Origin of the sequence: Anabaena sp. CCY 0017 (genome assembly GCF_963920885.1) — a bacterium.
In the GTDB taxonomy this organism is placed as follows: Bacteria; Cyanobacteriota; Cyanobacteriia; order Cyanobacteriales; family Nostocaceae; genus Nodularia.
This window is the reverse complement of record NZ_CAWUDG010000006.1, coordinates 1-23156: the sequence shown is the minus strand read 5'-3', so window position 1 is coordinate 23156 and position 23156 is coordinate 1. Positions and strand designations below refer to the sequence as shown.

Sequence of the window (23156 nt, the reverse complement as noted above, 5' to 3'; positions counted from 1 at the left end):
GCGTGGCGCAGGGAGCAAGGGGGAGTAAGAAATTACTTTAAACTTCCGGTTACTTAACAACAATACCTCTTCTCCCCTACCGCTTGGTCTATTTACCTGAAAATATGCTGTTTCCAAAACCCTTGTAGCGATTTCCATGTATCTCTACATTTTTTGTTGGGGAAATTTTTGTCATGTATAGCAAAATGCTAAGTAGAAAACAATAATTTTAGTTAAAAATACTGGTTTTTCAGTATTTTCCCCTTACTTAACCCTTACTTAACCTTTGCTTTAAGTTTAATTAATCTTTAGCAGATATTTTGCAAATATACTTAGTTCCTGTGTAAATTTACTATCCTATTTTATAAATTTAGACAGGTGTAATTTTTGTCAAAAATTTACGAATAACCCTGCATAGCTACATAGCAGCTAAGTGGGCAGTTTTTCGTGCGTTCAATTTGCGGTTAAGGGTAGACCGCAGTTAACGAGATTTTTCCAGCCAAGCATTCAATTATTCTTTGAAATCATGATCATCCAAAAGCTTATTGCCTTTATCGCTCCATCCGCTTTTTTGTTAGGAATAATGGTGGCTCCGGCTGAGGCAGTTTCGCTCAAACCTATTGGTACTTATAGCACGGGAAGTTTCGATGCTAGTGCTGCTGAAATCCCAACTTATGACCCAGTAAGTCAACGGCTGTTTGTGGTGAATGCAGGAGCCAAAAGCATCGATGTTATAAGTATTAGCGACCCGACAAATCCATTCTTGGAATTTAAGATTGATATCAATACTTACTTTTTAGGTGGTAATGCTAACAGCGTCGCGTTTAAAAATGGCATCCTAGCAGCAGCAGTAGAAGCACCTGTTACTCAAGATTTAGGTAAGGCTTTATTTTTTAACGCTGATGGTCGTTTCCTCGGTGATGTCACTGTGGGAGCGCTACCTGATATGTTAACTTTCACTCCAGATGGCAACCGCTTGTTAGTGGCTAATGAAGGTGAGCCGAACAATAGCTATACTATCGACCCTGAAGGCTCGGTCAGTATTATTGATTTAGATTACTCGAATCTCTCGAATTCCAATGTTATTACTGCGGGATTTACCCAGTTTAATAGCCAGATTGATCAGTTGCGGGCTGCGGGAGTCCGCATTTTTGGACCTAATGCCACCGTAGCGCAGGATGTAGAGCCTGAATACATTACAGTTGCTCCAGATTCTAATACTGCTTGGGTAGCGTTGCAAGAGAATAACGCGATCGCAGTACTGGATCTGATTAATAACAAATTTACCGACATTATTCCTTTGGGCTTTAAGGATCATAGCCTGCCAGGAAATGGATTTGATGCCAGCAATAGTGATAATGCTATTAATATCACTAACTGGCCTGTGCTGGGTATGTACCAACCCGATGGTATTACTTCCTACACAGTCAACGGTAAAACTTACGTTGTCACAGCCAACGAAGGCGATGCTCGTGATTATGACAGTTTTAGCGAAGAGGTGCGATTGGGTAGCGCTAGGTATCTGCTCGATCCGGCCGTGTTATCCAATGACCTCAAGGACAATAAAAAGCTAGGTCGCCTGAATCTAACCAATACTCTGGGCGATACAGATGGTGATGGTGATTTTGATCAGATTTACGCCTATGGAGGCCGTTCATTCTCTATTTTAGAGTGGGATGAAACTACCGGTACACTTACACAAGTTTACGACAGTGGGGACGACTTCGAGCAAATTATTGCCAAACGCTTACCTGATTTCTTCAACTCTAATAACGATGAGAACAGCTTTGACGCTCGCAGCGATGACAAAGGCCCAGAACCAGAAGATGTGAAGATTGCCGAAATTAATGGTCGTTTTTATGCTTTCATCGGATTGGAGCGTGTCGGGGGTATCATGACCTACGATGTCACTAATCCTCTAAATCCTGTCTTTGTAGACTACATTAACAACCGCAATTTCATGGCGGAAGTAAGTTTGAATGGGATGACTAACCCGGCTGCTGGAGATTTAGGTGTAGAAGGTTTACTGTATATTTCCGCCACAGACAGTCCTAATGGTCGGCCATTATTGGTTGCCGCTAATGAAGTTAGTGGCACAACAACAGTTTTTTCTATTGAAACCAAGTCTGTTCCTGAGCCAGGAGCTATATTTGGTTTACTGGCAATTGGTGCAATGGGTATGCTGAAATTCAAGCGTCAGCATTAAGGGTTTCCCCAAAATTTTAGGGTGGGTTGGGGGCATGGTGCGCTAAAGCGACAGCTTAACCCACCCTCACCAAGTCTAAGCTTCGATTCTTTTCTCTAAATATTGACCAATCATCAACTGCTCACCAGCACGAGAGATAATTGTCTGTCTGGTGCGATATTTGCTACCAATAAGTTTTAATTCCTCCTCAAATACCGAGCCGTTGTACTCAGTTCGTAAACATAGTGTTTTAGGGTTAGGGAAATAATATTTAGCGGTTACAGGTTTGGATGTCGCAAAACCGCGATCGCGATATAAAATATTTCCCAAAACTCCAAATAATGTGGAACCTTGAGACTCTTTTTTGTCTTTTAAAACATTTGTACTATCCCAGGTGACTTCCGCACCACAGATTAAACTCACAGAATCTGGCAAATCATGTATTTGTCCTAGATTTTGTAATTGATCACATCCTGGTTCTAAAAACCGGATGCTGATCAAACTTTCCATTTCCTTCGTTTCGCCCTCTGGCAAAGTATAGTAGCGTCTTTCCGATATCCACTGACCTACAGATTCTTGGAAAAACTCTGCAATCTGGAATTCGTCAACGGTTTGTGCAAGTTTTAGCGGTGATGTCACTCTGAGTCCTCGCCTGAGCAAAAATTGGTATTATCTATATAGTACATGGAGATAAAACGCAATTTTTAGTAAAAAAAATTAATAATCAGCGCAAGATACTAGTGAATTTGCAACATTATATATATTTATGTAAAATAAGGTATCATAATTCGATCCTAGTCAAATTACCGTTATAAGTCTAAAAAAGTCCGGGAAATGGCTATTTTAGATTACTCAACTTGGGAGCGTAAACTAGATGAGGAGTAATATTTATACTAAAATCCCATTTTTATCAGGGGCTAAAAAATATTTACTTTTGCATAGGCAGCATAATGGTAAATATTTTAATGAATGAAACGAAACACTAAAGCCAAAAAAACTGTCAGATCGCTTATATATTCATTCTTCTTAGAAGTTAGTAATATCCATCTTAAATTACTGGGAAATATACAGGCTGTTGCAGTTTAAAAACTCCATTTTAGGAGCAAAACACATGATTTTGGATAAAGAAATGCCTAAAAAACAGGCAAAATTGCCAACCTATAACGGCTCCTTAAACCAGGTAATTAATCCCCAGTTGCACTCAATTTCAGAAACGAAACAAAAAATAGCACTAGCAAATCACATTTTATTAAAATCCATCTCATACATTACTTTTTTGCTAGGTGTTGGACTCTTGACGGCAAGTTGTGGATCGATGCCGAAAGAGTCTGCTAAAGCGCAATCTCAGCAAGGTATTCAAGGAGGGCGCGGTAACAATCCCACACCTGTAGATGTAGCGATCGCTCGGACTGGTTCGTTGCGCGTACAACCAACTTATACAGGCAATACCACACCATATCGGACTGTTTCTTTGCGATCGCAAGTAGAAGCCAGACTACTAGCTTTGAACTTAGACGTAGGCGATAGAGTTAACCAGGGGCAGAACGTGGGACTATTAGATGATGCCATCCTCTTAACATCACTCAAGCAATCAGAAGCCGAACTAGCAGCCCTCGGATCAGAAGTTGCTAGGGCAGAGACTCAGGTAAGTAATGCCCGTGCAGAAGTGGAAAGAGCGAGATTAGAATTAGTGCAAGCACAGGCAGACTCCCAACGACAACAGGAACTCTTCCAAGTCGGTGCTATATCCCAACAAACTGCCGAACAAGCCCGCACTCAAGCCAAAACAGCCGCCCAGTCACTACGAGCATCAGAAGATCGGGTACGTACAGAACAGCAAGCCGTCGCCGCCGCCCAAGGTAGAGTCATAGCTCAACAAGCTGTAGTTGCTCAATTTAAAGAGCGCCGCTCCTATGCTCGCTTAATTTCCCCCATCACTGGTGTAATTACCCAAAGAGTTACAGAACCAGGTAATCTTCTCCAACCAGGTAATGAAGTATTGCAGATTGCCGAATTTAGCCGTGTAAAAGTCGTAGTGCAAGTTTCCGAATTAGAACTATCGCAAATCCAAGTGGGACAATCTGTGCAAGTCAGCTTAGATGCTTTCCCCAATGAATCATTAATTGGCAGAGTTACACGCATCTCTCCAGTTGCTGATGCTACAGCGCGTTTAATCCCAGTAGAGGTAGTGATTCCCAATAGCGATAACAAAATTGGTAGTGGACTATTGGCCAGAGTCAAATTTGAACCCCAGATATTAGAGCGAGTAGTGGTTTCCCAAGCCGCAATTCAAAAAGAAGCAAAAAATCATAATTTTGCCGACTCTACAACAGCTAAAAGCGAGTCAGAGGAACGCAATGGTAAAGTCTTTGTAATTGCAGACCGAGACGGTAAAACCAAGGTGACGGCGCGTGTTGTTACTTTAGGGAACAAGGCTGACGGCAACGTAGAAATTGTATCTGGATTGCAAGCCGGGGAATCCTATGTTGCTCGTAGTGGTAGACCTTTAAAAGAAGGTGACGCTGTAGTTCTTTCAGTTTTGTCAGAAACAGTAGATCAAAATTAAAAATCACTTTTTGAGGCGTTTATTTAGCCCTTTTATTGGAGATTAGCAATAGATGCAGGAAATACAGAAGGGCAGCGGATTCAGTATTAGTACTATTTCTATCCGCCGACATATCGGCACACTCATGCTGGCTTTAGCAGTAGTGGTAATGGGTGTATTTTTTATCATCAAAATCCCTGTAGATTTACTCCCATCAATTACCTATCCCCGAATTGGTGTGCGGATAGCCGCACCAGGAATTTCTCCAGAGGTAGCAATTGATGAAGTCACAAGACCTTTAGAATCAGCCTTTTCAGCCACAGAAGGTGTATTACAGATTTTTTCCCAAACTCGTGAAGGACAGGTCAGTTTGGATCTGTATTTTCAACCAGGGGGCGATATTGATCAAGCCTTAAACGATGCGACAGCTTCCTTTAATCGAGCTAGAGGAAGTTTACCAGACACAATTGAAACACCACGCTTATTCAAATTCGATCCTTCCCAGTTACCAGTTTACGAATTTGCCTTAACTTCGCCCTCATTAGATAGCCTAAATTTGCGGGTTTTTGCCGAAGAAGAATTAGTTCGAGAACTCGGTGTTGTCCCTGGAGTCGCATCAGTAGACGTATCAGGAGGAGTGAAAGAAGAAGTTAGAGTCAATCTAGATTTGGATCGTTTGCAAGCCTTGGGAGTGGGTTTGACCGATGTCTTGGATGAACTGAGAGACCGCAATCAAGATGTTTCTGGTGGTCGGCTTTTAGGGTCAAATTCTGAGCCATTGACTCGGACTGTGGGACGTTTCCAAAGTGCAGACGAAATTAAAAATTTATCTTTTGAGGTCAATTCTGACCCAGATTCCAATACCCAGCCCCCAGTGTTGAATCGCCGCGTTTATTTGCGAGATTTTGCTGAAGTTATTGATGGTTCTGAACAACAACGCATTTCCGTTTTACTGAATGGGGAACCATCTGTTAAAGTCAGCATTCAAAAACAGCCAGATGCTAACACCGTTAATGTTGTTGATGGTGTAAAACAACGTTTAGCAGAACTCCAAACATCGGGTGTAGTTCCTGAAGGAACAATACTTACATCTACCTTGGATGAGTCACAGTTTATCCGCAATTCTATTTCTAATGTTGTGACTTCTGGATTAATTGGGACGGGACTAGCTGCGTTTGCGGTTTTACTCTTCCTTGGTTCTCTGCGACAAACTTTTATTATTGTCATTGCTATCCCTTTAGCCAGTTTAGCCGCCATCATCTTAATGGGAATATTTGGCTTATCCCTCAACATTTTCAGCTTGGGTGGTTTAGCTTTAGGCGTGGGTATTGTGGTGGATAACTCCATAGTCATGTTGGAGAATATTGCCGAGGGTGCAGGGATGACTCCCGGTAAAGATACCAAAACGCGATTGAATTCCCAACAACTGATTCAACAGGCTGAACGAAGTAGTCAGGAAGTAGAGTCAGCTTTAATTGCTTCTACCAGCACCAACTTAGTGGCAGTGATGCCATTTTTGCTGATTGGCGGCTTTATTTCACTGCTATTTAATGAGTTAATTCTCACCATCACCTTTTCTGTCGCCGCTTCGATTTTGATTGCAGTGACAATAATACCCATGCTTACCTCCCGCACCTTGTCATGGAAATTTTCCAGTGGGTTGAGTAAATTTTGGCTGCTAGAAGAATTTAACAGCCGCTTTGATACAGCGACAAATAGATATAAACGGTTTTTGACTGATATATTGCGCTGGCGATTTTTAACAGTCGCGATCGCTTTCATCATATTCGGTGGTGGTAGTTTGTGGATAGCTCCGCAAATTCCCCAAGAAATTCTACCTCGCATTAGTACAGGACAAGCCAGATTAAATGCTCAGTTTCCGCCTGGTACGCCCCTAGAAACCAACCGAAGGGTAATGGCGATGGTGGATGATATCCTCCTGAAGCAACCAGAGACAGAATATGTCTTCACTACAGCTGGTGGTGGGCTTTTTGGAACAAATGTCAGTGCTAATCCCCTCAGAGGCACAAGCACTATTACCCTGAAACCAGGGACCGATACCGAAGCTTATGTGGAACGAGTCACCGAAGAATTTAACCAGCTGAATTTAGTTGGAATTCGCCTGCGCCTTTCTCCTGGTCAAGTGCGGGGTTTAATTCTCAGCAACTCCCCAGTCCGTGGTGCTGATGTTGATATCATCCTTCAGGGCAACGATACAGAGAACTTAGAACAAGCTGGTCAAAACGTGCTGACTGCTTTGGAAGACCGTGCCAACTTAGTCAGATTCCGTCCCGATGCTGATGAGCGTCAACCAGAACTCCAAATTATTCCTGACTGGGACAGAGTAGCCAATTTTGGCTTAAGTACTCAAGATATTGGTGACACAATTCAAACGGCTATCCAAGGTAGTGTACCCACCAGACTACAACGCAGTAACCGTTTAGTGGATGTCAGAGTGCAGTTAAATGAAGCATCGATCCAAGAAGTTTCTCAATTAGAGAGATTACCTTTGTTTGTTGATAATAATCGCCAAGTCCGCCTGAGCGATGTCGCTACAATTACTGAAGGACAAGCACCTGGGGAAATTCAGCGGATTAATCAGCGTCAGGTATTCATACTGGCTGGTAATTTGACTGAAGGAGCTAACCTTAGTGATGCTTTCACCGAGGTAGATACAATATTAGCTAGTTTAAATTTACCTGAAGGTGTGAGTATTCTACCCAGTTCGGCGGCTGCGTCTAATCAGGAACTGCAAAACTCACTGCAATTATTAGGTGGATTAGCCAGCTTTCTTGTATTTGTGGTCATGGCAGTGCAGTACAATTCACTTATTGACCCCTTGGTGATTATGTTGACAATTCCTCTGGCTTTAGCCGGGGGAATTTTTGGACTTTACGTGACGAATACCGCTATTGGTGCAACTGTCATCGTTGGGGCGGTGTTGTTGGTGGGTATTGTAGTCAACAATGCCATCATCATGGTAGAACTAGCAAATCAAATCCGTGAACGAGACAACGTTGATAGGAAAACGGCAATTTTACAAGCTGCTCCTCAACGCTTACGTCCAATATTGATGACCACCATCACTACAGTGTTAGGTATGTTTCCTCTAGCTTTGGGAATTGGTGAGGGTTCAGAATTTCTGCAACCATTAGGTGTCGTAGTATTTTCGGGTTTGTCTTTAGCCACATTGCTTACATTGTTTATCATCCCCTGTTTTTATACAATGCTGCACGATTTATTACATTGGCATTGGGCGAAGCCAATTTTAATCTTTATGGGTGGATGGAAGAAAAAGTTCTACTAAGAAAAGTTACCTTAGCACCCTATAGGCGTTCTAATTGTGTATAATAAAATACTTGGTTAGGGTGCAAGGTTTTGCGCCCTAATTCATGATTCATCTTTTGAAGGTGCATTGACTTTATTCATTTAATGTTGATAAATAATCATGAAAATTTTAGCCGTAATCTGGAATCGCTTTTTGCCCAACTGTATATTAACATTGTAAAATCCAGTTAATTTAGCAATCAGAAATTTTCTAATATTTGGCAATATTTTAGTATTCCTAAAATATTGCTGTTTTGAAATTGGGTGAAGTAAAGGAAAGTGCTGGATAAATTCAGTTACTTTAAGGCTGAGAGCGCTGAAATTTTTCCTACCCCATATAACTACAACTATAAATAGCAATAGCTCTGTACTTAATGCACATACAAATTTTTATCTACGCATTCCAAGGGTATGGGAAAAATATGCCAGATATGTACTAAATTTAATCCCTTGTAGGATAAAGGAAGATGGAATTTTTTAACCAGGTTTCTACTTCTAATAATCGAGAGAATTTACAACCTGATTTTCAAGTGTCTCTGCGGAATATTCTGAATGGAATCAAAGATAATAGTTTTGTAAATAAAGAGCAGCCATTAGAATTTTTTTTACAACAAATTAATGAAAGCTTAGAGCAAGAAATACAAGCACGAACAGCACTGTTAAACCAAAAGGTTCATCAGTTAGAACAAGAAATTAACGAATACAAGAAAGCTGAAGCAATCAGACAGCAAACTGAACAGAGCTTTCGGAGACACAATAATGCGTTGCAACAACTTGTGCAAAGCGAGTCATTGCAATACGATGACTTCCCCACTGCTATCAAATATGTTACAGAAGTGGCTAGTCTTGGTCTGAATGTAGATCGTGTTGGTGTTTGGTTGTACACAGAAGATTATACCAAAATTCAATGCGCTGATTTATATGAACGTCCTAACAATTTTCACAGAGCTGGGTTGGAATTATTAGTTTGTGACTATCCCAGCTATTTTCAAGCTTTGAAAGAGGAACAAGTGATTGCCGTCCCTGATGTTCATCAAGATCCTCGCACTTCAGAATTTTCTGCAACTTATACACTACCGCTAGGCATTAGCTCAATGCTTGATGTCAGGATTTGGTCGAGGGGAAAGGTGATTGGTGTAGTGTGTTGTGAACATCTGGGTAGTCAACGTCAGTGGACTTTAGAAGAAGAAAACTTTATTAGCTCGATTACTGAATTTGTCCGGCTTGTAATTGAATCTAGCGAACGCAAATCTGTAGAAGCGGCTTTAGCGGTCAGCAAAAATCAGTTTCGTTTAGTTGTTGAGCAAACAGGACAATTGATTTATGTTTATGATCTAGCTGACCGTTACATTCATTGGGCAGGAGCAATTGAGGAAATTACGGGATACACTCCTGATGAATGGAAACAATTTGATCTAGCTACCTGGGAAGCGCACATTGAAGATGAAGATCGCTCAAAGGTGATGTTGATGTGGGCATCTGCAATTCAGAGCAAAAGTCAGTATCAAATTGAATATCGCCTGCGTAAAAAAGACGGTTCCTATATCTATGTAGAAGACCGGGGAAAATTTTTAGTCAATCAGATCACAGGAACTGACTGTATAGCTGGGACAATGAGTAATGTGAGCGATCGCAAAACTGCTGAAAAAGCTTTACGACAATCAGAAGTTCAATTTCGGCAACAAGCTCAAACATTAGAAAAAGCTCTCAGGGAGTTACAACGTACTCAAACTCAAATGATCCAGAATGAAAAAATGTCTTCTCTTGGTCAATTAGTCGCAGGGGTAGCCCATGAGATTAATAACCCAGTTAATTTTATTTATGGAAATATTACACCTGCCAATGATTACATTCAAATTTTATTTAAACTGATTAGCTTATATCAAGAACACTATCCTCAACCAGTGCCGATAATTCAGGAAGAAATTGAGGCAATTGACCTAGAGTTTGTCAGACAAGATTTACCTAAATTACTGCATTCGATGAAAATAGGTGCAGAACGTATTAGCCAAATTGTGCTTTCACTACGAAATTTTTCACGCCTGGATGAAGCTGAATATAAAGCAGTTGATATCCATGAAGGAATTGATAGCACTTTGCTAATTTTAAGAAATCGCTTGAAAGATAAGGATGACTATCCAGGCATTGAAGTGATTAAAGAATATGGTAATCTACCACTTGTAGAGTGCTATGCTGGACAATTAAATCAGGTATTTATCAACATTTTAAATAATGCTATAGATGTATTAGAAGAACGAGACGAAAAAAGGTCTTTCCATGAAATACAGCAATCTCCCAGCATAATTCGCATTTCTACACAAATGCTTAATGAGCATCAAATTACTATTAAAATTAGCGATAATGGGCTAGGTATACCAGAAAAAATCAAACAACTAATTTTTAATCCTTTCTTTACCACTAAGCCAATTGGGAAAGGAACTGGTATGGGTATGTCAATTAGCTATCAAATTATTACCAAAAATCACGGTGGTAAGTTTTACTGCGTTTCATCTTCAGGCCAGGGAACACAATTTGTGATTGAGATTCCGTTAAAACAGCAACTAAAGTTTAAAATATACTAAAGTGCGGATATGGTGGCACTGAAAGCGGGGTTTTAAGCAGCGTTATAAAAACTGTTCTCACAGATATAACTACAGCGATAAAAATTAAGACTTAATTAAAATGAATTTACGTAAATTAGAATTGCAAAAATAAGATTTCCGGGATAAAACTGTTGCTAATAAAATTTGCCAAGAAACAGGTAAAAACATCGTTTTATCTAACATTAATAGAAAGCTGTGGAAGTTTCTTTGCTTAAGAGCTGCTAAAGTCCAATGCAGTTTCAAGTAATTTTTTATATTCTCAAGTGTCGGCAGATGAGATTGGTGTTTTGGATCAACTAAAGCGTAAATTTTCTCTTTAATCATTATATTTGCCTTTAGCCTCTGGGAAAAAGAAAGCTTTTGATTATAAGCGCCAGGCCAAATAGTTCGATAGGCTAAACACTGATTAAGAAAAACTGCATGACCAAACTGAGCAATGCGAATCCAAGAATCAATGTCATCACAGTTAGTATCGAGTTGGGAGTCCCAACCATAAGTTTGGCAAAAAGCATCTCGTTGACAAGCTACCTGAACAGGTGTACCAAAGGGTACAAGCTCTAGCAGCATCCCGTAGTGAATATCCGCTTGTGGGATATAAAAAGCTAACCCAGGGCCAATTTGGGGGGTACGACTTAATTCTGTTTCATGGCTATCTACCTGAGCTGCTATACAGGAACAAATTACAGCACCTGGACACAAAGCGATCGCTCTGGTCATTTCTGCTATACAGTTGGGAGCTAAATAATCATCATCATCCAAAAACTTAATCCAGTCACCACTAGCCTGTTGCACTCCAACATTTACTGTAGCAGCGTGGCCTTTGTTAACCTCATTGCGATGATAAACCACTGAATTACCTAAGCTTTTGAGGTACTTTTCAGTTTCATCAGATGAACAGTCATCGGCTACAACTACCTCACAAGGTATTGTCTGGTTAAGTGCAGAGTTAATAGCTCTTTTTAACAAGTTTAAGCGGTTGTAAGTAGTGATGACGACGCTAAATTTCATAATCCGATGCTTTTGGCACAGACTCGTATAATATACCTTGTATGTCCAGTCCATTGGAATCGGTAAAATTATCGATATTTTCATCTAAATAAGTAGACTGAAATAGGAATATCGATTTATCATTAGTGATTGTGAGTTTTTAAAGCAGAAAGACTATGAGCGCTCAAGAGATCATCCGCTCCATTGAAGCGGAACAGCTGAAATCGGATCTGCCCATCATCTATGTGGGCGATACCGTAAAAGTCGGTGTCAAGATTAAAGAAGGGGAAAAGTTTCGCATCCAACCTTACGAAGGCGTAGTCATTGCCAAACGTAATGGTGGTATTAACGAAACTATTACAGTCCGCCGCGTGTTTCAAGGTATTGGTGTAGAGCGAGTATTTTTGTTACATTCTCCCCGCATCGACACCATTAAAATCCTCCGCCGAGGTAAAGTCCGCCGTGCTAAACTCTATTACTTGCGTGGACGTGTAGGTAAAGCTACTCGAATCAAGCAACGGTTTGATCGTGCTTTATGAAAAGTGCTGTTAGCGGTAGCGGGGCGTTTAGCCCGTGCTGAGTAAGTAAATTTCGGCTCAAAGTATGGGAGAAATTTCTACTAGCAAGCGGCTGAAGCCGTTAATTTGTCCCCCCGGCAAAAATAAGTTGAAATAAGAGTCGAAATGCGTTATACTAAAAAAGGTTCAGATAAATAACTGAATCCAACGCACTTCGTGCGCTCTTAGTTCAGTTGGTAGAACGCAGGTCTCCAAAACCTGATGTCGGGGGTTCAAGTCCTCCAGGGCGCGCTTAAAATCAAAAAACCCATCCCTAAATAACAGTACGCCTGCTAATATAGCAGATAGCCCTGTTGCTTTCGGGTATGATTATTTTGTATTTACAGCCTTTTTGTTTTCAGTAAGTATGATGCAATCCAAGCTGTGAACCTGAATGAAAATTAGCAGGGTATAGCTTTATCTAAGAACCGGGGGAAAACGACAATGGCCAAAAAAAATGAAGCAGAAATGCCAGCAAACGCCAATGGATTCAGTTTAGTCAACTTCTTTCAGGGTACGAAAGAAGAACTGGAAAAAGTGGTTTGGCCAAGTCGAAAGCAGCTAGTGAGCGAATCAGCAGGTGTGCTGCTAATGGTGACACTCTCCGCATCTTTGATATATTTGGTCGATGGATTGTTCGGTTGGGTAGCACAACAGGTATTCTGATGACTTCTGCAACAGACGAACCATACAACTCAGCGTTGCATTCCGATGAAGCAGCAGAAACAGCGCTCAATGAAGTACGCTGGTATGCAGTACAAGTAGCTTCAGGCTGTGAAAAACGCGTCAAGACAAACTTGGAGCAACGTATCCAAACCTTTGATGTATCCGACAAAATTGTTCAAGTGGAAATTCCCCACACGCCTGCGGTGAAAATCCGTAAAGATGGCAGTCGTCAGCAAACAGAGGAAAAGGTTTTTCCGGGTTATGTGCTAGTACGAATGGTGATGGAAGATGACACTTGGCAAGTGGTGCGAAACACCTCCCATGTAATTAATTTCGTGGGAGCAGAACAAAAGCGTGGCGGCAGCAAAAGCCGTGGTCACGTTAAACCAGTACCTTTAGGTCCATCAGAAGTAGAACGGATATTCAAGCAGACTAGCGAACAGGAGCCGATTGTCAAAATTGACATGGCGACTGGTGATAAGATAGTCGTGCTTTCGGGTCCTTTTAAAGACTTTGAAGGCGAGGTGATTGAAGTCAGTCCAGAGCGTAGTAAATTAAAAGCCTTGCTCTCGATTTTTGGACGAGATACACCAGTAGAATTAGAATTTAATCAGGTAGAGAAACAGAGCTAACACAAAATGGCGAAGAAAGTAGTAGCGGTCATTAAACTGGCCCTGAATGCTGGAAAAGCCAACCCAGCACCACCAGTGGGACCCGCATTGGGTCAACACGGTGTGAACATTATGATGTTCTGTAAAGAGTACAATGCCAAAACAGCAGACCAAGCTGGAATGGTAATTCCTGTAGAAATTTCGGTGTTTGAAGACCGGAGTTTTACATTTGTACTCAAGACACCACCAGCATCAGTACTGATTCGCAAGGCAGCGAAAATTGAACGCGGCTCTAGTGAACCCAACAAAAATAAAGTTGGGTCAATTACAAAAGCTCAATTGCAAGAAATTGCCCAAACCAAAATGCCTGATCTAAACGCCAATGACATCGAAGCGGCGATGAAGATTGTGGAAGGTACTGCCAAAAATATGGGTGTTACCGTCTCAGATTAGTCAAGAGTTTAGAGCCATGAAAATTAGCAAAACGCTAAACACTCAGAAGTCAGAACTCAGCACGGGCTAAACGCCCCGCTACCGCTAACAGCACTTAATTTATCGGGGGAGAGGTAAAGTCTCGTAATTACCCCAGGAGAGAAAAATGGGCAAGAAATTATCGCGCCGCTTGCAGGCGCTGTTAGAAAAAGTCGAAGATAGGGACTATACGCCCCTAGAAGCTTTAAATCTCTTAAAAGAAACGGCAACAGCCAAGTTTTCTGAAGCCGCAGAAGCGCATATCAGATTAGGGATTGACCCCAAGTATACAGACCAACAGTTGCGGACAACAGTAACACTACCCAAAGGTACAGGACAAACTGTGCGGGTGGCAGTAATTGCCAGAGGTGAAAAAGTTACCGAAGCAAGCAATGCGGGTGCTGATATTGTTGGCTCTGATGAGCTAATTAACGAAATCCAACAAGGGATGATGGATTTCGATAAGCTAATTGCTACACCGGATGTGATGCCACAGGTGGCGAAACTGGGTAAGTTACTCGGTCCTCGTGGTTTGATGCCATCACCCAAGGGTGGAACTGTGACATTTGACGTTGCAAGTGCGATCGCTGAATTCAAAGCTGGTAAATTAGAATTCCGGGCTGATCGGACTGGTATTGTCCATGTTATGTTTGGTAAGGCATCTTTCACGCCTGAAGATTTGTTGGTAAACTTGAAGGCGTTGCAAGAGACGATTGATCGAAACCGTCCTTCAGGAGCCAAAGGTCGTTATTGGCGGACAATTTATGTCACCTCAACTATGGGGCCATCAATTAAAGTCGATATCAACGCTCTCCGGGATTTAAAACTGACCGAATTAGCTTAATCGGGATGAGGAACTAAAGGCTAGGGACTAGAGACGAGAAAAGATTGTTTTAAGTGATCAATTTTTTTAGCTTAGTACCGACAGCACTCCCCCCCAAAATTAAATAAGCCAAGCCGGAGACAGCAGGAGCCAATGGCTCAAATATCCTGCCGAGGTTAAAGCTCTAATTACCTGAAGTGCCACCCATTGAAGTGTGATGACTGAGGTATTATGAGTTTTTCTATGAAACCCCGGCTCAGATAGCTGGGGTTAATTGTTTTTAATGGGTCATCAAAAAACGCATTTGAAGCAAGCGGTCAGATTAGTCGTGTCACGGCTAGGTTGTTCGTCGCAGGCGTTACCGTCAAACCCTGGGGTCATAGCTGTGCTGATTGTGTAGTCATGACCACAGGAGAAAAGTAGCAAGAAAAGAATGTTAGCATTTTTGAATTGGCTGCTCTCGAATGAACACAGGTGAACAAGAACCAAGCGACAGGTTTAGTTAAAGCACCGAAGTAAAACCGAATTGAGTCTCAAGAGTAGATTTGCTGAAAGTTTTACTTAATGGAAAATAATGATTTTGCCCTTGGAGGTAAAACTAAGCATGGGTAGAACGCTAGAAAATAAAAAAGAGATAGTAGCTGATCTCAAAGAAAGTCTGAGTGAGTCAACTTTGGCACTGGTAATTGATTATCAGGGTTTAACAGTTGCTCAAATCACTGACTTACGGCAGAAGTTACGTCCGAGTGGTGCTGTCTGTAAGGTAACGAAAAATACCTTAATGGGCATTGCCATTGATGGTGACGAAAAATGGCAACAACTTTCGGAACTGCTCCAAGGTTCTTCGGCCTTTTTGCTGGTTAAAGAAGATTTTTCATCGGCAATTAAGGCTTATCAAGAGTTTCAGAAAGTTACCAAGAAGACAGAACTTCGCGGTGGCGTTATGGAAGGTCGCCTGCTCAAGGACACGGATGTCAAGGCTTTAGGAGACTTGCCATCCAAGGAACAACTCATGGCGCAAATTGCCGGAGCTATCAATGCTTTGGCTACCAAAGTGGCCGTGGGTATCAACGAAGTTCCCAGTTCTTTGGCTCGTGCTTTACAAGCTGTGGCTGAACAAGAGCAAGGTGAAAGTACCGAAAGTACCGAAAGTACCGAAAGTACCGAAAGTACCGAAAATGCGGCTGAATAAAATTCGCCAAATTAGATCAAAGTTTGCCGGCTGGAATTTACTGTTAATTGCAGCTTTTGGTAAGCAAAAACACAATTTACATTACAGGAGTTATATCAATGTCTGCTGCAACTGATCAAATTCTCGAACAATTAAAAAACCTACGTTTGCTAGAAGCATCTGAATTAGTTAAGCAAATTGAAGAAGCTTTCGGCGTGAGTGCTGCTGCACCTGCTGGTGGAATGATGATGATGGCTCCTGGTGCTGCTGCTGCTGCTGAACCAGTAGAAGAAAAAACCGAGTTTGACGTGGTACTAGATTCAGTTCCAGCTGACAAGAAGATCGCTGTTCTGAAGATTGTCCGCGAATTGACTGGTTTAGGTCTCAAAGAAGCCAAAGATATGGTGGAAGCTGCGCCTAAAGCAATCAAAGAAGGTATTACTAAGGACGCTGCTGAAGACGCGAAGAAGCGCATCGAAGAAGCTGGCGGTAAGGTAACTGTCAAGTAATCAAGATAGTACCCCAATACTTGAAAAAGAGGCAAGGGTGCAGGGTGCAGGCTTGCCCTGAGCGCGGTCGTAGGGGTGCAGGGAGAATAATTCAGATGGATATTCAAACCTGTGTTTCCTGCCACCTTCCACCTGCATCTTCTTAAAGTTTAGGGACTTTCAGAAAAAGCCTGCTTGTGCAGGCTTTTTTTTAATGCAAATCAGCGTCCCAGACACCAATGTAAATCCGATCCTGCTGATTGCGTTCAATTACACCTTTTAATCCGCCCACATTAAATGAGTGTCTCTTAGTTTGGCGATCGCGTACTCTTTGTAGTCCTTGTTTAATATCACTATTAGCTTTACCAGCAAGCATTCCCTGTAATGTTGTTTGCATTACTTCTGGCGGCACAGATTGGGCAAAAGATACTTCAGTTTGGCGCAAGACCCCGGTTTTTTGGTCAAATAAGTAACCAAGGTCAACATTGCCTTCTAACTGATAAAGCAAAGCACGAGTATTCCATAACCCTTTAGTATTTTTACTGGGCTTACCTAGTGCTGCTTTGACTGCATCTTGAGAAGTTCCTGTAGGAAATGCTGGCACACTAGAAGTTGTGGTATTGCTAGGCGCAGCCTCTTGATTTTGCTGTGGTGGTGGTTGAGGTGTTTCGGGCTGTGGTGGGGGTTCAGAAATTTCTGGCTGCGGTGGTGGTTCAAAAATTTCTGGAACTGTCGAAGATTCCGGGGTTTCTCCCTGCGGTTCAGGGAAGAGGTTATCTTCTGGCTGCGGTGATGAGGTGGAAAGATCCGCTTCGGGTGTAAATATGGGATTTTCTTGTGGCTGCGGTCTTACAGGTACTACTCTATCTCGACTAGGTTGTATAGTCCCTGGCGGATTGGCAGATTCTGAAGGCGAGGATTTCTGTGCAGAAGTGGGATCTATAGTAGTATTCGAGTTGGAAAATGGTTTTGGTGTAGGGGATGTGGTGAGAGATTCTTCAGACTGTGGTTGACGAGTGAAGCTAGAAATTCCTACCCCACCAATTAAGCCAACCAAAACTAAACTGCCGACAATTAAAGCGGGTTTTAGCGATTTCCGGCTATGAACAGTTGGCGCAGAAGATATTGCTTGGGTTTTCTGCGTTGATGCTACATGGGCAGGACTCAGGCTGACTGTGGCGGTAGTGTGATAAGACGGTGGGGATGATGGGGATATATTAGTGGCGGGTTTTAAAGCATATAGCATTTTACTGGCAGTACTATAGCGATCGCTCACATGAGGCTGAATTGCCTGATTAATTACTTTTGCTAGATGTGGCGAGATATCCGGGACGAATTCTTGCCAGATAATTTCCCCAGTTTGCAGGTGTGTCTGTAGTTCTGGTGGGTGTTTGCCCGTCAGTAAATAAATTGCCGTCAAGCCTAAACTATAGATATCAGTGGCGTAAACTGGTCGTCCAATGGCTTGTTCTGTGGGCATATATCCAGGTGTCCCAATGACAAGCGATCGCGTAGGATGATTGGAGGGACTAACCACTGAACGTATAGTTTCCTTGACTGCCCCAAAATCAATCAAAAATGGCTTGTTATCAGTCGCGCGCAGAATAATGTTATCCGGTTTAATATCCCGGTGAATAATGCCTTTACTATGGACATAATCTAAAACTGATAACAGACTTAAAAGAATTTCTCGAACAGTAGTTTCCTTCTCATAGCCTCTTTCCTCGACAATATTTGTCAAAGTTGGCCCTTCAATCCATTCTTGAACCAAGTAAAATAATTCATTCTCCGAAAAGTAGGCAAATAACTTAGGAATTTGGTTACAACTGTCACCCAGATACTCCAAAGTTGCAGCTTCCCTCTCAAAGCGCTGTTGAATCATTTGGTAGGTTTTTGGGTCATTAGCTATCGGTTTAAGTTGCTTGATCACACAGCGACGGCGCGAAGGGATATGTGTGTCTTCTGCCAGAAAGGTTTCCCCAAATCCACCTGCGCCGAGTACTTTAATTACTTGATAGCGATTGTTCAGCAGCGTTATTGTCATGAAAATTTACAAGCGATCGCCCTTTCCAAATGTACATCAGTTACAAGAGACGAGTTTAAGACAGGTTATATCCCAATATGCTTCCAATGGGAATAATTAACCGCCAATAAATCCAAATTTTTCCGTTGTTGCAGAACTATTTAAGTTGACTAACGACCCATCGGCTATTTTCAGCATCCCATAAAAGCGAAAATCTCACCGAACCAGGAACTTGTCTACCATTTTTCATCAAGTATTTAAACTTAGCATTGACGGTGGCTGTTTCTGTACTGGCTTCTAACAAACTAACTTGTTCAACATTGACGCTTTCAACCTTTCCTCCCCACCAGTCGATGTAAGAAAGATAACCATCAGGATGAAGACGTTGATTATTTTGTAGACTGGGGGCTAGTTGATTCCACGCACTTTCATATTCACCCTGATTAATATTGACATAATAATTTTGTACAGCTTCGGCAGGAGTTGGTCGATTAATTTCTGGCTGTATGACCGCAGGAGGTGGAGAAGATGGGGGTTGAGAAATAACTCTTGCAGGAGGTGGGGAATTTACAGGTGGTGTAACTCTCCTTGGTGGAATAGGATTTGGTGCAGGTTCTGTAATTGTGGCAGTGGGAGAATTTACAGGTGGTGTAACTTCTTGTGGTTCAATCGGATTTGGTGCAGGTTCTGCAATATTCCGCACTTCATTTCTGTTTGGCGCAGGTTCTTTAAATGAGTCAGTTAATTGGGTAACTGGTTGTGGAGGTCTATTGAGGGCAAAACCAACAATGATAGAAGCTCCTATTAAACCACCGACAATTAAACTGCCGAGAAAAATACCCTTTTGTCCACTAGCTGGCTCAGGCGGTTTGGAAATAGTCGATCCTGGACTAACCGCAACTGTTTGTTGAGATGGGATTTGAGGCGGTGCTGTGGCGACTACTGGATGTTGATAAGCTACTGTAGAAGGGAAACTTTTTGAAGCTAATTGCAAGGCTGACAGCATTTCTGTAGGTGTAGAAAATCGCTCGCGTGGGTGATAGGCGATCGCTCTATCTATTACCCCTGCTAATGTAGGACTAACCTGGTTAGCATACTGTCGCCAGACAATTTCACCTGTCTGAGAATCTGACTCTAACTGTTGTGGCTGTTTTCCAGTCAATAAATAAACTGCTGTCAATGCCAAACTATATAAATCACTAGAATAAACTGGTCTACCGGCGGCTTGCTCACTCGGCATATATCCAGGCGTACCAATGACAATCGAACTGGTAGGATTACCTTGGGAATTCATCACCGTTCCCATTGATTCCCGTACCGCACCGAAATCAATTAACACCGATTTACCGTCACGATGACGCAGCATAATGTTATCCGGCTTAATATCCCGGTGAATAATGCGCTTTGAGTGGACATACTCCAACACTGGTAACAAATCCACCAGAATTTCTCGCACAGCACTTTCGCTAAATAACCCCTGCTTTTGCAATTTTGCCGTCAGCGTATCACCTTCAATCCATTCTTGAACTAAATAAAACTGCTCTTCTAACCGGAAATAAGCATACAAAGTAGGAATTTGGTCAGTATAACCACCCAAATCTTCTAAAATTGCCGCTTCTCGTTGAAACCGTTCCTGCACCAACTGATAAATCTGGGGATTATTCTGAATTGGTCTTAACTGTTTAATCACACAACGACGACTAGAAGGCATTTGGGTATCCTCCGCCAGAAAAGTTTCCCCAAACCCTCCACTTCCTAAAGTCCGAATCACTTGATAGCGGTTGTTTAGCAGTATTTGCATAAATGGTCCTTCACCCACATCAAACCTCTGCGTACCTTTGCGCTCAACTCCGCGCTTCTTTGCGTTAAAATTCCTAACTATTTCGGAAAATGTCGTCTTTGATGACGGTCTTGAAATTTACTAATATATTCAGCATTACGCTGCTCTAAATTTGACAGTAATTTAAAAGGAAATGCTTGTGGTGAGTATACAGGATTATACCAAGTTTGATTATTAAAATATTGTTGTAATCCAGGAGTATCAAAGCGACGGCCGTGACGAGCATAAATCGAATTTCGCATAATATCTAGCTCTAAACCTTCTTTATCGTCCAGATCAGCATCAATTACGGCTCTTTCCGACAGCCACAAATAACTGTTTGTTGTCGGAGATGGCAACATAGTTTGTTGGATGACCGGAAATGTAATATTTTTTTGGATTACTGGAGATGAAGACACAACAGGAGTTTCGGTAACTTCGGGTGTAACTTTTTGGTTAACGACAGGTTGAGGAGATGGTTTCAACACCTGACTAATAATTACAGATGCACCGATTAACCCACCTGCAATTAAACTACCCATGAGGATGCTATGGCGATTATTGCTTTGAGTTACAAGCTGCTGATTAACAGGAACGGTGAGCGGGGGAGATAAAAACGGTTGAGTCGGTGGTACTGGATTTGCTACGATATGCAAGGCTGACAGCATTTCTGTAGGTGTAGAGAATCGCTCGCGTGGGTGATAGGCGATCGCTCGGTCAATAACCCCTGCTAATGTAGGACTAACCTGGCTAGCATACTGTCGCCAGACGATTTCACCTGTCTGAGAATCTGACTCTAACTGTTGTGGTTGTTTCCCCGTCAACAAATAAATTGCTGTCAATGCCAAACTATATAAATCACTAGAATAAACTGGTCTACCGGCAGCTTGCTCACTCGGCATATATCCAGGCGTACCAATCACAATCGAGCTCGTAGGATTACCTTGGGAATTCATCACCGTTCCCATTGATTCCCGCACCGCACCGAAATCAATTAACACCGATTTACCGTCACGATGACGCAGCATAATATTATCCGGCTTAATATCACGGTGAATAATGCGCTTTGAGTGGACATACTCCAGCACTGGTAACAAATCCACCAAAATTTGCCGCACCGCACTTTCGCTAAATAACCCCTGCTTTTGCAGTTTTGCCGTCAGCGTATCACCTTCGATCCATTCTTGAACCAAATAGAATTGCCCTTCTGATTGAAAATAAGCATACAGCGTCGGTATTTGGTCAGTATATCCACCCAAATCTTCTAAAATTGCCGCTTCTCGTTGAAACCGTTCCTGCACCAACTGATAAATCTGGGGATTATTCTGAATTGGTCTTAACTGTTTAATCACACAACGACGACTAGAAGGCATTTGGGTATCCTCCGCCAGAAAAGTTTCCCCAAACCCTCCACTTCCTAAAGTCCGAATCACTTGATAGCGGTTGTTCAGCAGCATTTGCATAAATTAGCGCCGATAAATGCAAGAATCATGTTATATATCTTACAATTTTTCATTCCTCCCCTCCGCGTACCTTTGCGCTAAACTCCGCGCCCCTTTGCGTTTAAACTCCCCCTCAACTCACTTCAAATCTAATAATCCTTCCTCCTTCAACTTAGGACTAAAACGAAATTGTTCCTGCAAGCCCCGTTCCTGCAATACCAGTAAAATTTCTGCTTCTACTCGCCGAGCTACATTTTTAATGATTTTCATTTCTGCCAATTCATCATTAGCGGGATGGTGATATTTCTCCTGTTCTTCAGAAGTCATTAACGGTTTAACATTTATCGGCTGTGTCCAGGTTTCCTTATTATCTGCATTTCCTAAAGGAACACTACCATTTTCAGCAATCCAAGCATTTTCAATATTTTCTAAAACTGTGCGACTAGGGCGTTCAATAGTTTGAACCTTCACCCAATAACATTCTTGAGGCTGACGGACTAAATGCTGCTTCAGACTCAGGTAAACATCACGGGAATATCCTACAAATTGCAGCACTTTTTCAGCGTTGAAGATGGCATATACTCCTATTTTGCCCTGATAAGTTTCAGGTAAGTGGCCGTTATCATCAATGTAAGGAGAATATTCCAAGTTTGCCAAAGAAGGAATATTTATTTCAGTAGTCATGCGTGGTTTTCCTTAATAATTAAAAAATAGTCAACCAATATTTTGATAAATTGCACAAAGGCGACTGGGTTGAAAAATCTTAGCGGTGAACATGAAATTTCGCGGTACATTGATGATTACATACTCGTCAGAATCATGATATTTTTCCAATTCTGCTGGCATTCCTTTGGGAGTAGATAAGCTATAGGGAACTGGTTGAAAAAGTAATTCTGTGAATTCAACTTTCCCAAATTTGGATTGTTGGCAAACTTGTTGTAAAAAGGATTCATTTTTCAAAAGATTGAACAGAGTTTTTTGTGCTTCTGCTTCTAGAGTAAAACTGCTATCAAAGTTTTTGACGATTTTAAAAGGCATTTTGTGTATAGGTAATTTATTTTTAGTTGCTAGGGATAGTGTAGCTATATAGCAAAGCGCTGTTAGCGGGGCGTTGAGCAGCGTGCTGAGTAGAAACTAAGTAGGGGCGGGTTTACAGATATGCTCAATTACTAATAATAATTTTCATAAACCCGCCCCGACATCAAGGCTTTGGGCAATCAACAATGTCCTAACCTCCTTGGCGGTTGCTATAGATCAGCATAGTGGGATTGGTGGAACTTCATCAACTATGGAAGGAGTTACTTAGATTAAGAATATTTAAGTCGGGCAGATTTTTGACAAACAGCGAAAAGTAAAAAGGCAAAAGAAGTGATTCCTTTGCCTTTTATGTTTAACGTTTTAGCTTTTAGCTTTAATCTATGGCTACGCCAACCTAGCTATCGTAATCATCATCATCATC

Annotated in this window: 18 protein-coding genes, 1 tRNA gene and 1 other annotated feature; of the genes, 12 read left to right on the top strand and 7 right to left on the bottom strand. The window is 41.8% G+C overall.

The features are described from left to right. Positions 1-505: 505 nt before the first annotated feature. On the top strand, positions 506-2185 hold the full coding sequence (locus ACM0OW_RS09390) for a choice-of-anchor I family protein (protein WP_414549781.1): 1680 nt from the start codon (positions 506-508) through the stop codon (positions 2183-2185). A 75-nt stretch (positions 2186-2260) separates the two neighbouring features. On the opposite strand, the gene ACM0OW_RS09385 is transcribed toward ACM0OW_RS09390, so the two are convergent. Beyond that, positions 2261-2803, bottom strand: a complete 543-nt coding sequence (locus ACM0OW_RS09385) for a phycobiliprotein lyase (RefSeq protein ID WP_414549780.1) — start codon at positions 2801-2803, stop codon at positions 2261-2263. A gap of 472 nt (positions 2804-3275) precedes the next feature. Here ACM0OW_RS09385 and ACM0OW_RS09380 point away from each other — a divergent pair, with 472 nt between their 5' ends. The 3 genes from ACM0OW_RS09380 to ACM0OW_RS09370 all read left to right on the top strand — a co-directional run bounded on the left by ACM0OW_RS09380 (position 3276) and on the right by ACM0OW_RS09370 (position 10618). Next, positions 3276-4730 carry an efflux RND transporter periplasmic adaptor subunit gene (locus tag ACM0OW_RS09380; protein WP_414549779.1) on the top strand — a complete coding sequence of 485 codons (1455 nt, stop codon included), beginning with the start codon at positions 3276-3278 and terminating at the stop codon, positions 4728-4730. 52 nt (positions 4731-4782) lie between these two features. Beyond that, positions 4783-8016, top strand: a complete 3234-nt coding sequence (locus ACM0OW_RS09375) for an efflux RND transporter permease subunit (RefSeq protein ID WP_414549778.1) — start codon at positions 4783-4785, stop codon at positions 8014-8016. Between the two features lie 487 nt (positions 8017-8503). Beyond that, the gene (locus ACM0OW_RS09370) at positions 8504-10618 is read left to right on the top strand and encodes an ATP-binding protein (protein WP_414549777.1); all 2115 of its coding nucleotides are present in this window, start codon (positions 8504-8506) and stop codon (positions 10616-10618) included. 84 nt (positions 10619-10702) lie between these two features. Here ACM0OW_RS09370 and ACM0OW_RS09365 read toward each other — a convergent pair whose 3' ends face one another. Beyond that, entirely contained in the window at positions 10703-11647 is a 945-nt protein-coding gene (locus ACM0OW_RS09365; RefSeq protein ID WP_414549776.1) for a glycosyltransferase family 2 protein, read from the bottom strand. Positions 11648-11802: 155 nt separating this feature from the next. Between ACM0OW_RS09365 and rplS the strand changes: the two genes are divergently transcribed. From rplS to rplL, 8 genes are all read left to right on the top strand, one after another. Then, entirely contained in the window at positions 11803-12165 is a 363-nt protein-coding gene (gene rplS / locus ACM0OW_RS09360) for a 50S ribosomal protein L19 (protein ID WP_414549775.1), read from the top strand. 197 nt (positions 12166-12362) lie between these two features. Beyond that, a tRNA-Trp gene (locus tag ACM0OW_RS09355) sits at positions 12363-12435 on the top strand. 192 nt (positions 12436-12627) lie between these two features. Beyond that, positions 12628-12849: a preprotein translocase subunit SecE gene (secE, locus tag ACM0OW_RS09350; RefSeq protein ID WP_414549773.1), complete on the top strand. Its 222-nt coding sequence runs from the start codon at positions 12628-12630 to the stop codon at positions 12847-12849. Next, the gene (gene nusG / locus ACM0OW_RS09345) at positions 12849-13481 is read left to right on the top strand and encodes a transcription termination/antitermination protein NusG (protein ID WP_414549772.1); all 633 of its coding nucleotides are present in this window, start codon (positions 12849-12851) and stop codon (positions 13479-13481) included. The genes secE and nusG overlap by 1 nt, the downstream gene beginning before the upstream one ends. 6 nt (positions 13482-13487) lie before the next feature. After that, positions 13488-13913: a 50S ribosomal protein L11 gene (rplK, locus tag ACM0OW_RS09340; RefSeq protein WP_414549771.1), complete on the top strand. Its 426-nt coding sequence runs from the start codon at positions 13488-13490 to the stop codon at positions 13911-13913. A 145-nt stretch (positions 13914-14058) separates the two neighbouring features. Beyond that, positions 14059-14775, top strand: coding sequence for a 50S ribosomal protein L1 (rplA, locus tag ACM0OW_RS09335; protein ID WP_414549770.1), 717 nt, complete (start codon positions 14059-14061; stop codon positions 14773-14775). A 95-nt stretch (positions 14776-14870) separates the two neighbouring features. Further along, positions 14871-15039, top strand: a sequence feature (ribosomal protein L10 leader region). A gap of 319 nt (positions 15040-15358) precedes the next feature. After that, positions 15359-15946 carry a 50S ribosomal protein L10 gene (rplJ, locus tag ACM0OW_RS09330; protein WP_414549769.1) on the top strand — a complete coding sequence of 196 codons (588 nt, stop codon included), beginning with the start codon at positions 15359-15361 and terminating at the stop codon, positions 15944-15946. A gap of 98 nt (positions 15947-16044) precedes the next feature. After that, positions 16045-16434, top strand: a complete 390-nt coding sequence (gene rplL, locus ACM0OW_RS09325; protein WP_414549768.1) for a 50S ribosomal protein L7/L12 — start codon at positions 16045-16047, stop codon at positions 16432-16434. A gap of 190 nt (positions 16435-16624) precedes the next feature. Here the strand turns inward: rplL and ACM0OW_RS09320 are convergent, their stop codons facing one another. From ACM0OW_RS09320 to ACM0OW_RS09300, 5 genes are all read right to left on the bottom strand, one after another. Next, positions 16625-18457 (bottom strand): protein kinase domain-containing protein, encoded by a 1833-nt coding sequence (locus tag ACM0OW_RS09320; protein WP_414549767.1) that lies wholly within the window; start codon positions 18455-18457, stop codon positions 16625-16627. A 136-nt stretch (positions 18458-18593) separates the two neighbouring features. After that, positions 18594-20237 (bottom strand): protein kinase domain-containing protein, encoded by a 1644-nt coding sequence (locus ACM0OW_RS09315; protein WP_414549766.1) that lies wholly within the window; start codon positions 20235-20237, stop codon positions 18594-18596. 77 nt (positions 20238-20314) lie between these two features. After that, positions 20315-21718 carry a protein kinase domain-containing protein gene (locus tag ACM0OW_RS09310; RefSeq protein ID WP_414549765.1) on the bottom strand — a complete coding sequence of 468 codons (1404 nt, stop codon included), beginning with the start codon at positions 21716-21718 and terminating at the stop codon, positions 20315-20317. A gap of 117 nt (positions 21719-21835) precedes the next feature. Continuing rightward, on the bottom strand, positions 21836-22381 hold the full coding sequence (locus ACM0OW_RS09305; RefSeq protein WP_414549764.1) for a GIY-YIG nuclease family protein: 546 nt from the start codon (positions 22379-22381) through the stop codon (positions 21836-21838). A gap of 30 nt (positions 22382-22411) precedes the next feature. Beyond that, entirely contained in the window at positions 22412-22735 is a 324-nt protein-coding gene (locus ACM0OW_RS09300; protein WP_414549762.1) for a hypothetical protein, read from the bottom strand. Positions 22736-23156: the final 421 nt, after the last annotated feature.

Bases quoted from the DNA above. Each gene is read 5' to 3' on its own strand.
- ACM0OW_RS09320 (WP_414549767.1), bottom strand. From the start codon at position 18,457: ATGACAATAACGCTGCTGAACAATCGCTATCAAGTAATTAAAGTACTC.
- rplK (WP_414549771.1), top strand. From the start codon at position 13,488: ATGGCGAAGAAAGTAGTAGCGGTCATTAAACTGGCCCTGAATGCTGGA.
- ACM0OW_RS09370 (WP_414549777.1), top strand. From the start codon at position 8,504: ATGGAATTTTTTAACCAGGTTTCTACTTCTAATAATCGAGAGAATTTA.
- nusG (WP_414549772.1), top strand. From the start codon at position 12,849: ATGACTTCTGCAACAGACGAACCATACAACTCAGCGTTGCATTCCGAT.
- ACM0OW_RS09375 (WP_414549778.1), top strand. From the start codon at position 4,783: ATGCAGGAAATACAGAAGGGCAGCGGATTCAGTATTAGTACTATTTCT.
- ACM0OW_RS09390 (WP_414549781.1), top strand. From the start codon at position 506: ATGATCATCCAAAAGCTTATTGCCTTTATCGCTCCATCCGCTTTTTTG.
- ACM0OW_RS09310 (WP_414549765.1), bottom strand. From the start codon at position 21,718: ATGCAAATGCTGCTGAACAACCGCTATCAAGTGATTCGGACTTTAGGA.
- ACM0OW_RS09300 (WP_414549762.1), bottom strand. From the start codon at position 22,735: ATGCCTTTTAAAATCGTCAAAAACTTTGATAGCAGTTTTACTCTAGAA.
- rplL (WP_414549768.1), top strand. From the start codon at position 16,045: ATGTCTGCTGCAACTGATCAAATTCTCGAACAATTAAAAAACCTACGT.
- ACM0OW_RS09315 (WP_414549766.1), bottom strand. From the start codon at position 20,237: ATGCAAATACTGCTAAACAACCGCTATCAAGTGATTCGGACTTTAGGA.
- rplJ (WP_414549769.1), top strand. From the start codon at position 15,359: ATGGGTAGAACGCTAGAAAATAAAAAAGAGATAGTAGCTGATCTCAAA.
- ACM0OW_RS09305 (WP_414549764.1), bottom strand. From the start codon at position 22,381: ATGACTACTGAAATAAATATTCCTTCTTTGGCAAACTTGGAATATTCT.
- rplS (WP_414549775.1), top strand. From the start codon at position 11,803: ATGAGCGCTCAAGAGATCATCCGCTCCATTGAAGCGGAACAGCTGAAA.
- rplA (WP_414549770.1), top strand. From the start codon at position 14,059: ATGGGCAAGAAATTATCGCGCCGCTTGCAGGCGCTGTTAGAAAAAGTC.
- ACM0OW_RS09380 (WP_414549779.1), top strand. From the start codon at position 3,276: ATGATTTTGGATAAAGAAATGCCTAAAAAACAGGCAAAATTGCCAACC.
- ACM0OW_RS09365 (WP_414549776.1), bottom strand. From the start codon at position 11,647: ATGAAATTTAGCGTCGTCATCACTACTTACAACCGCTTAAACTTGTTA.
- secE (WP_414549773.1), top strand. From the start codon at position 12,628: ATGGCCAAAAAAAATGAAGCAGAAATGCCAGCAAACGCCAATGGATTC.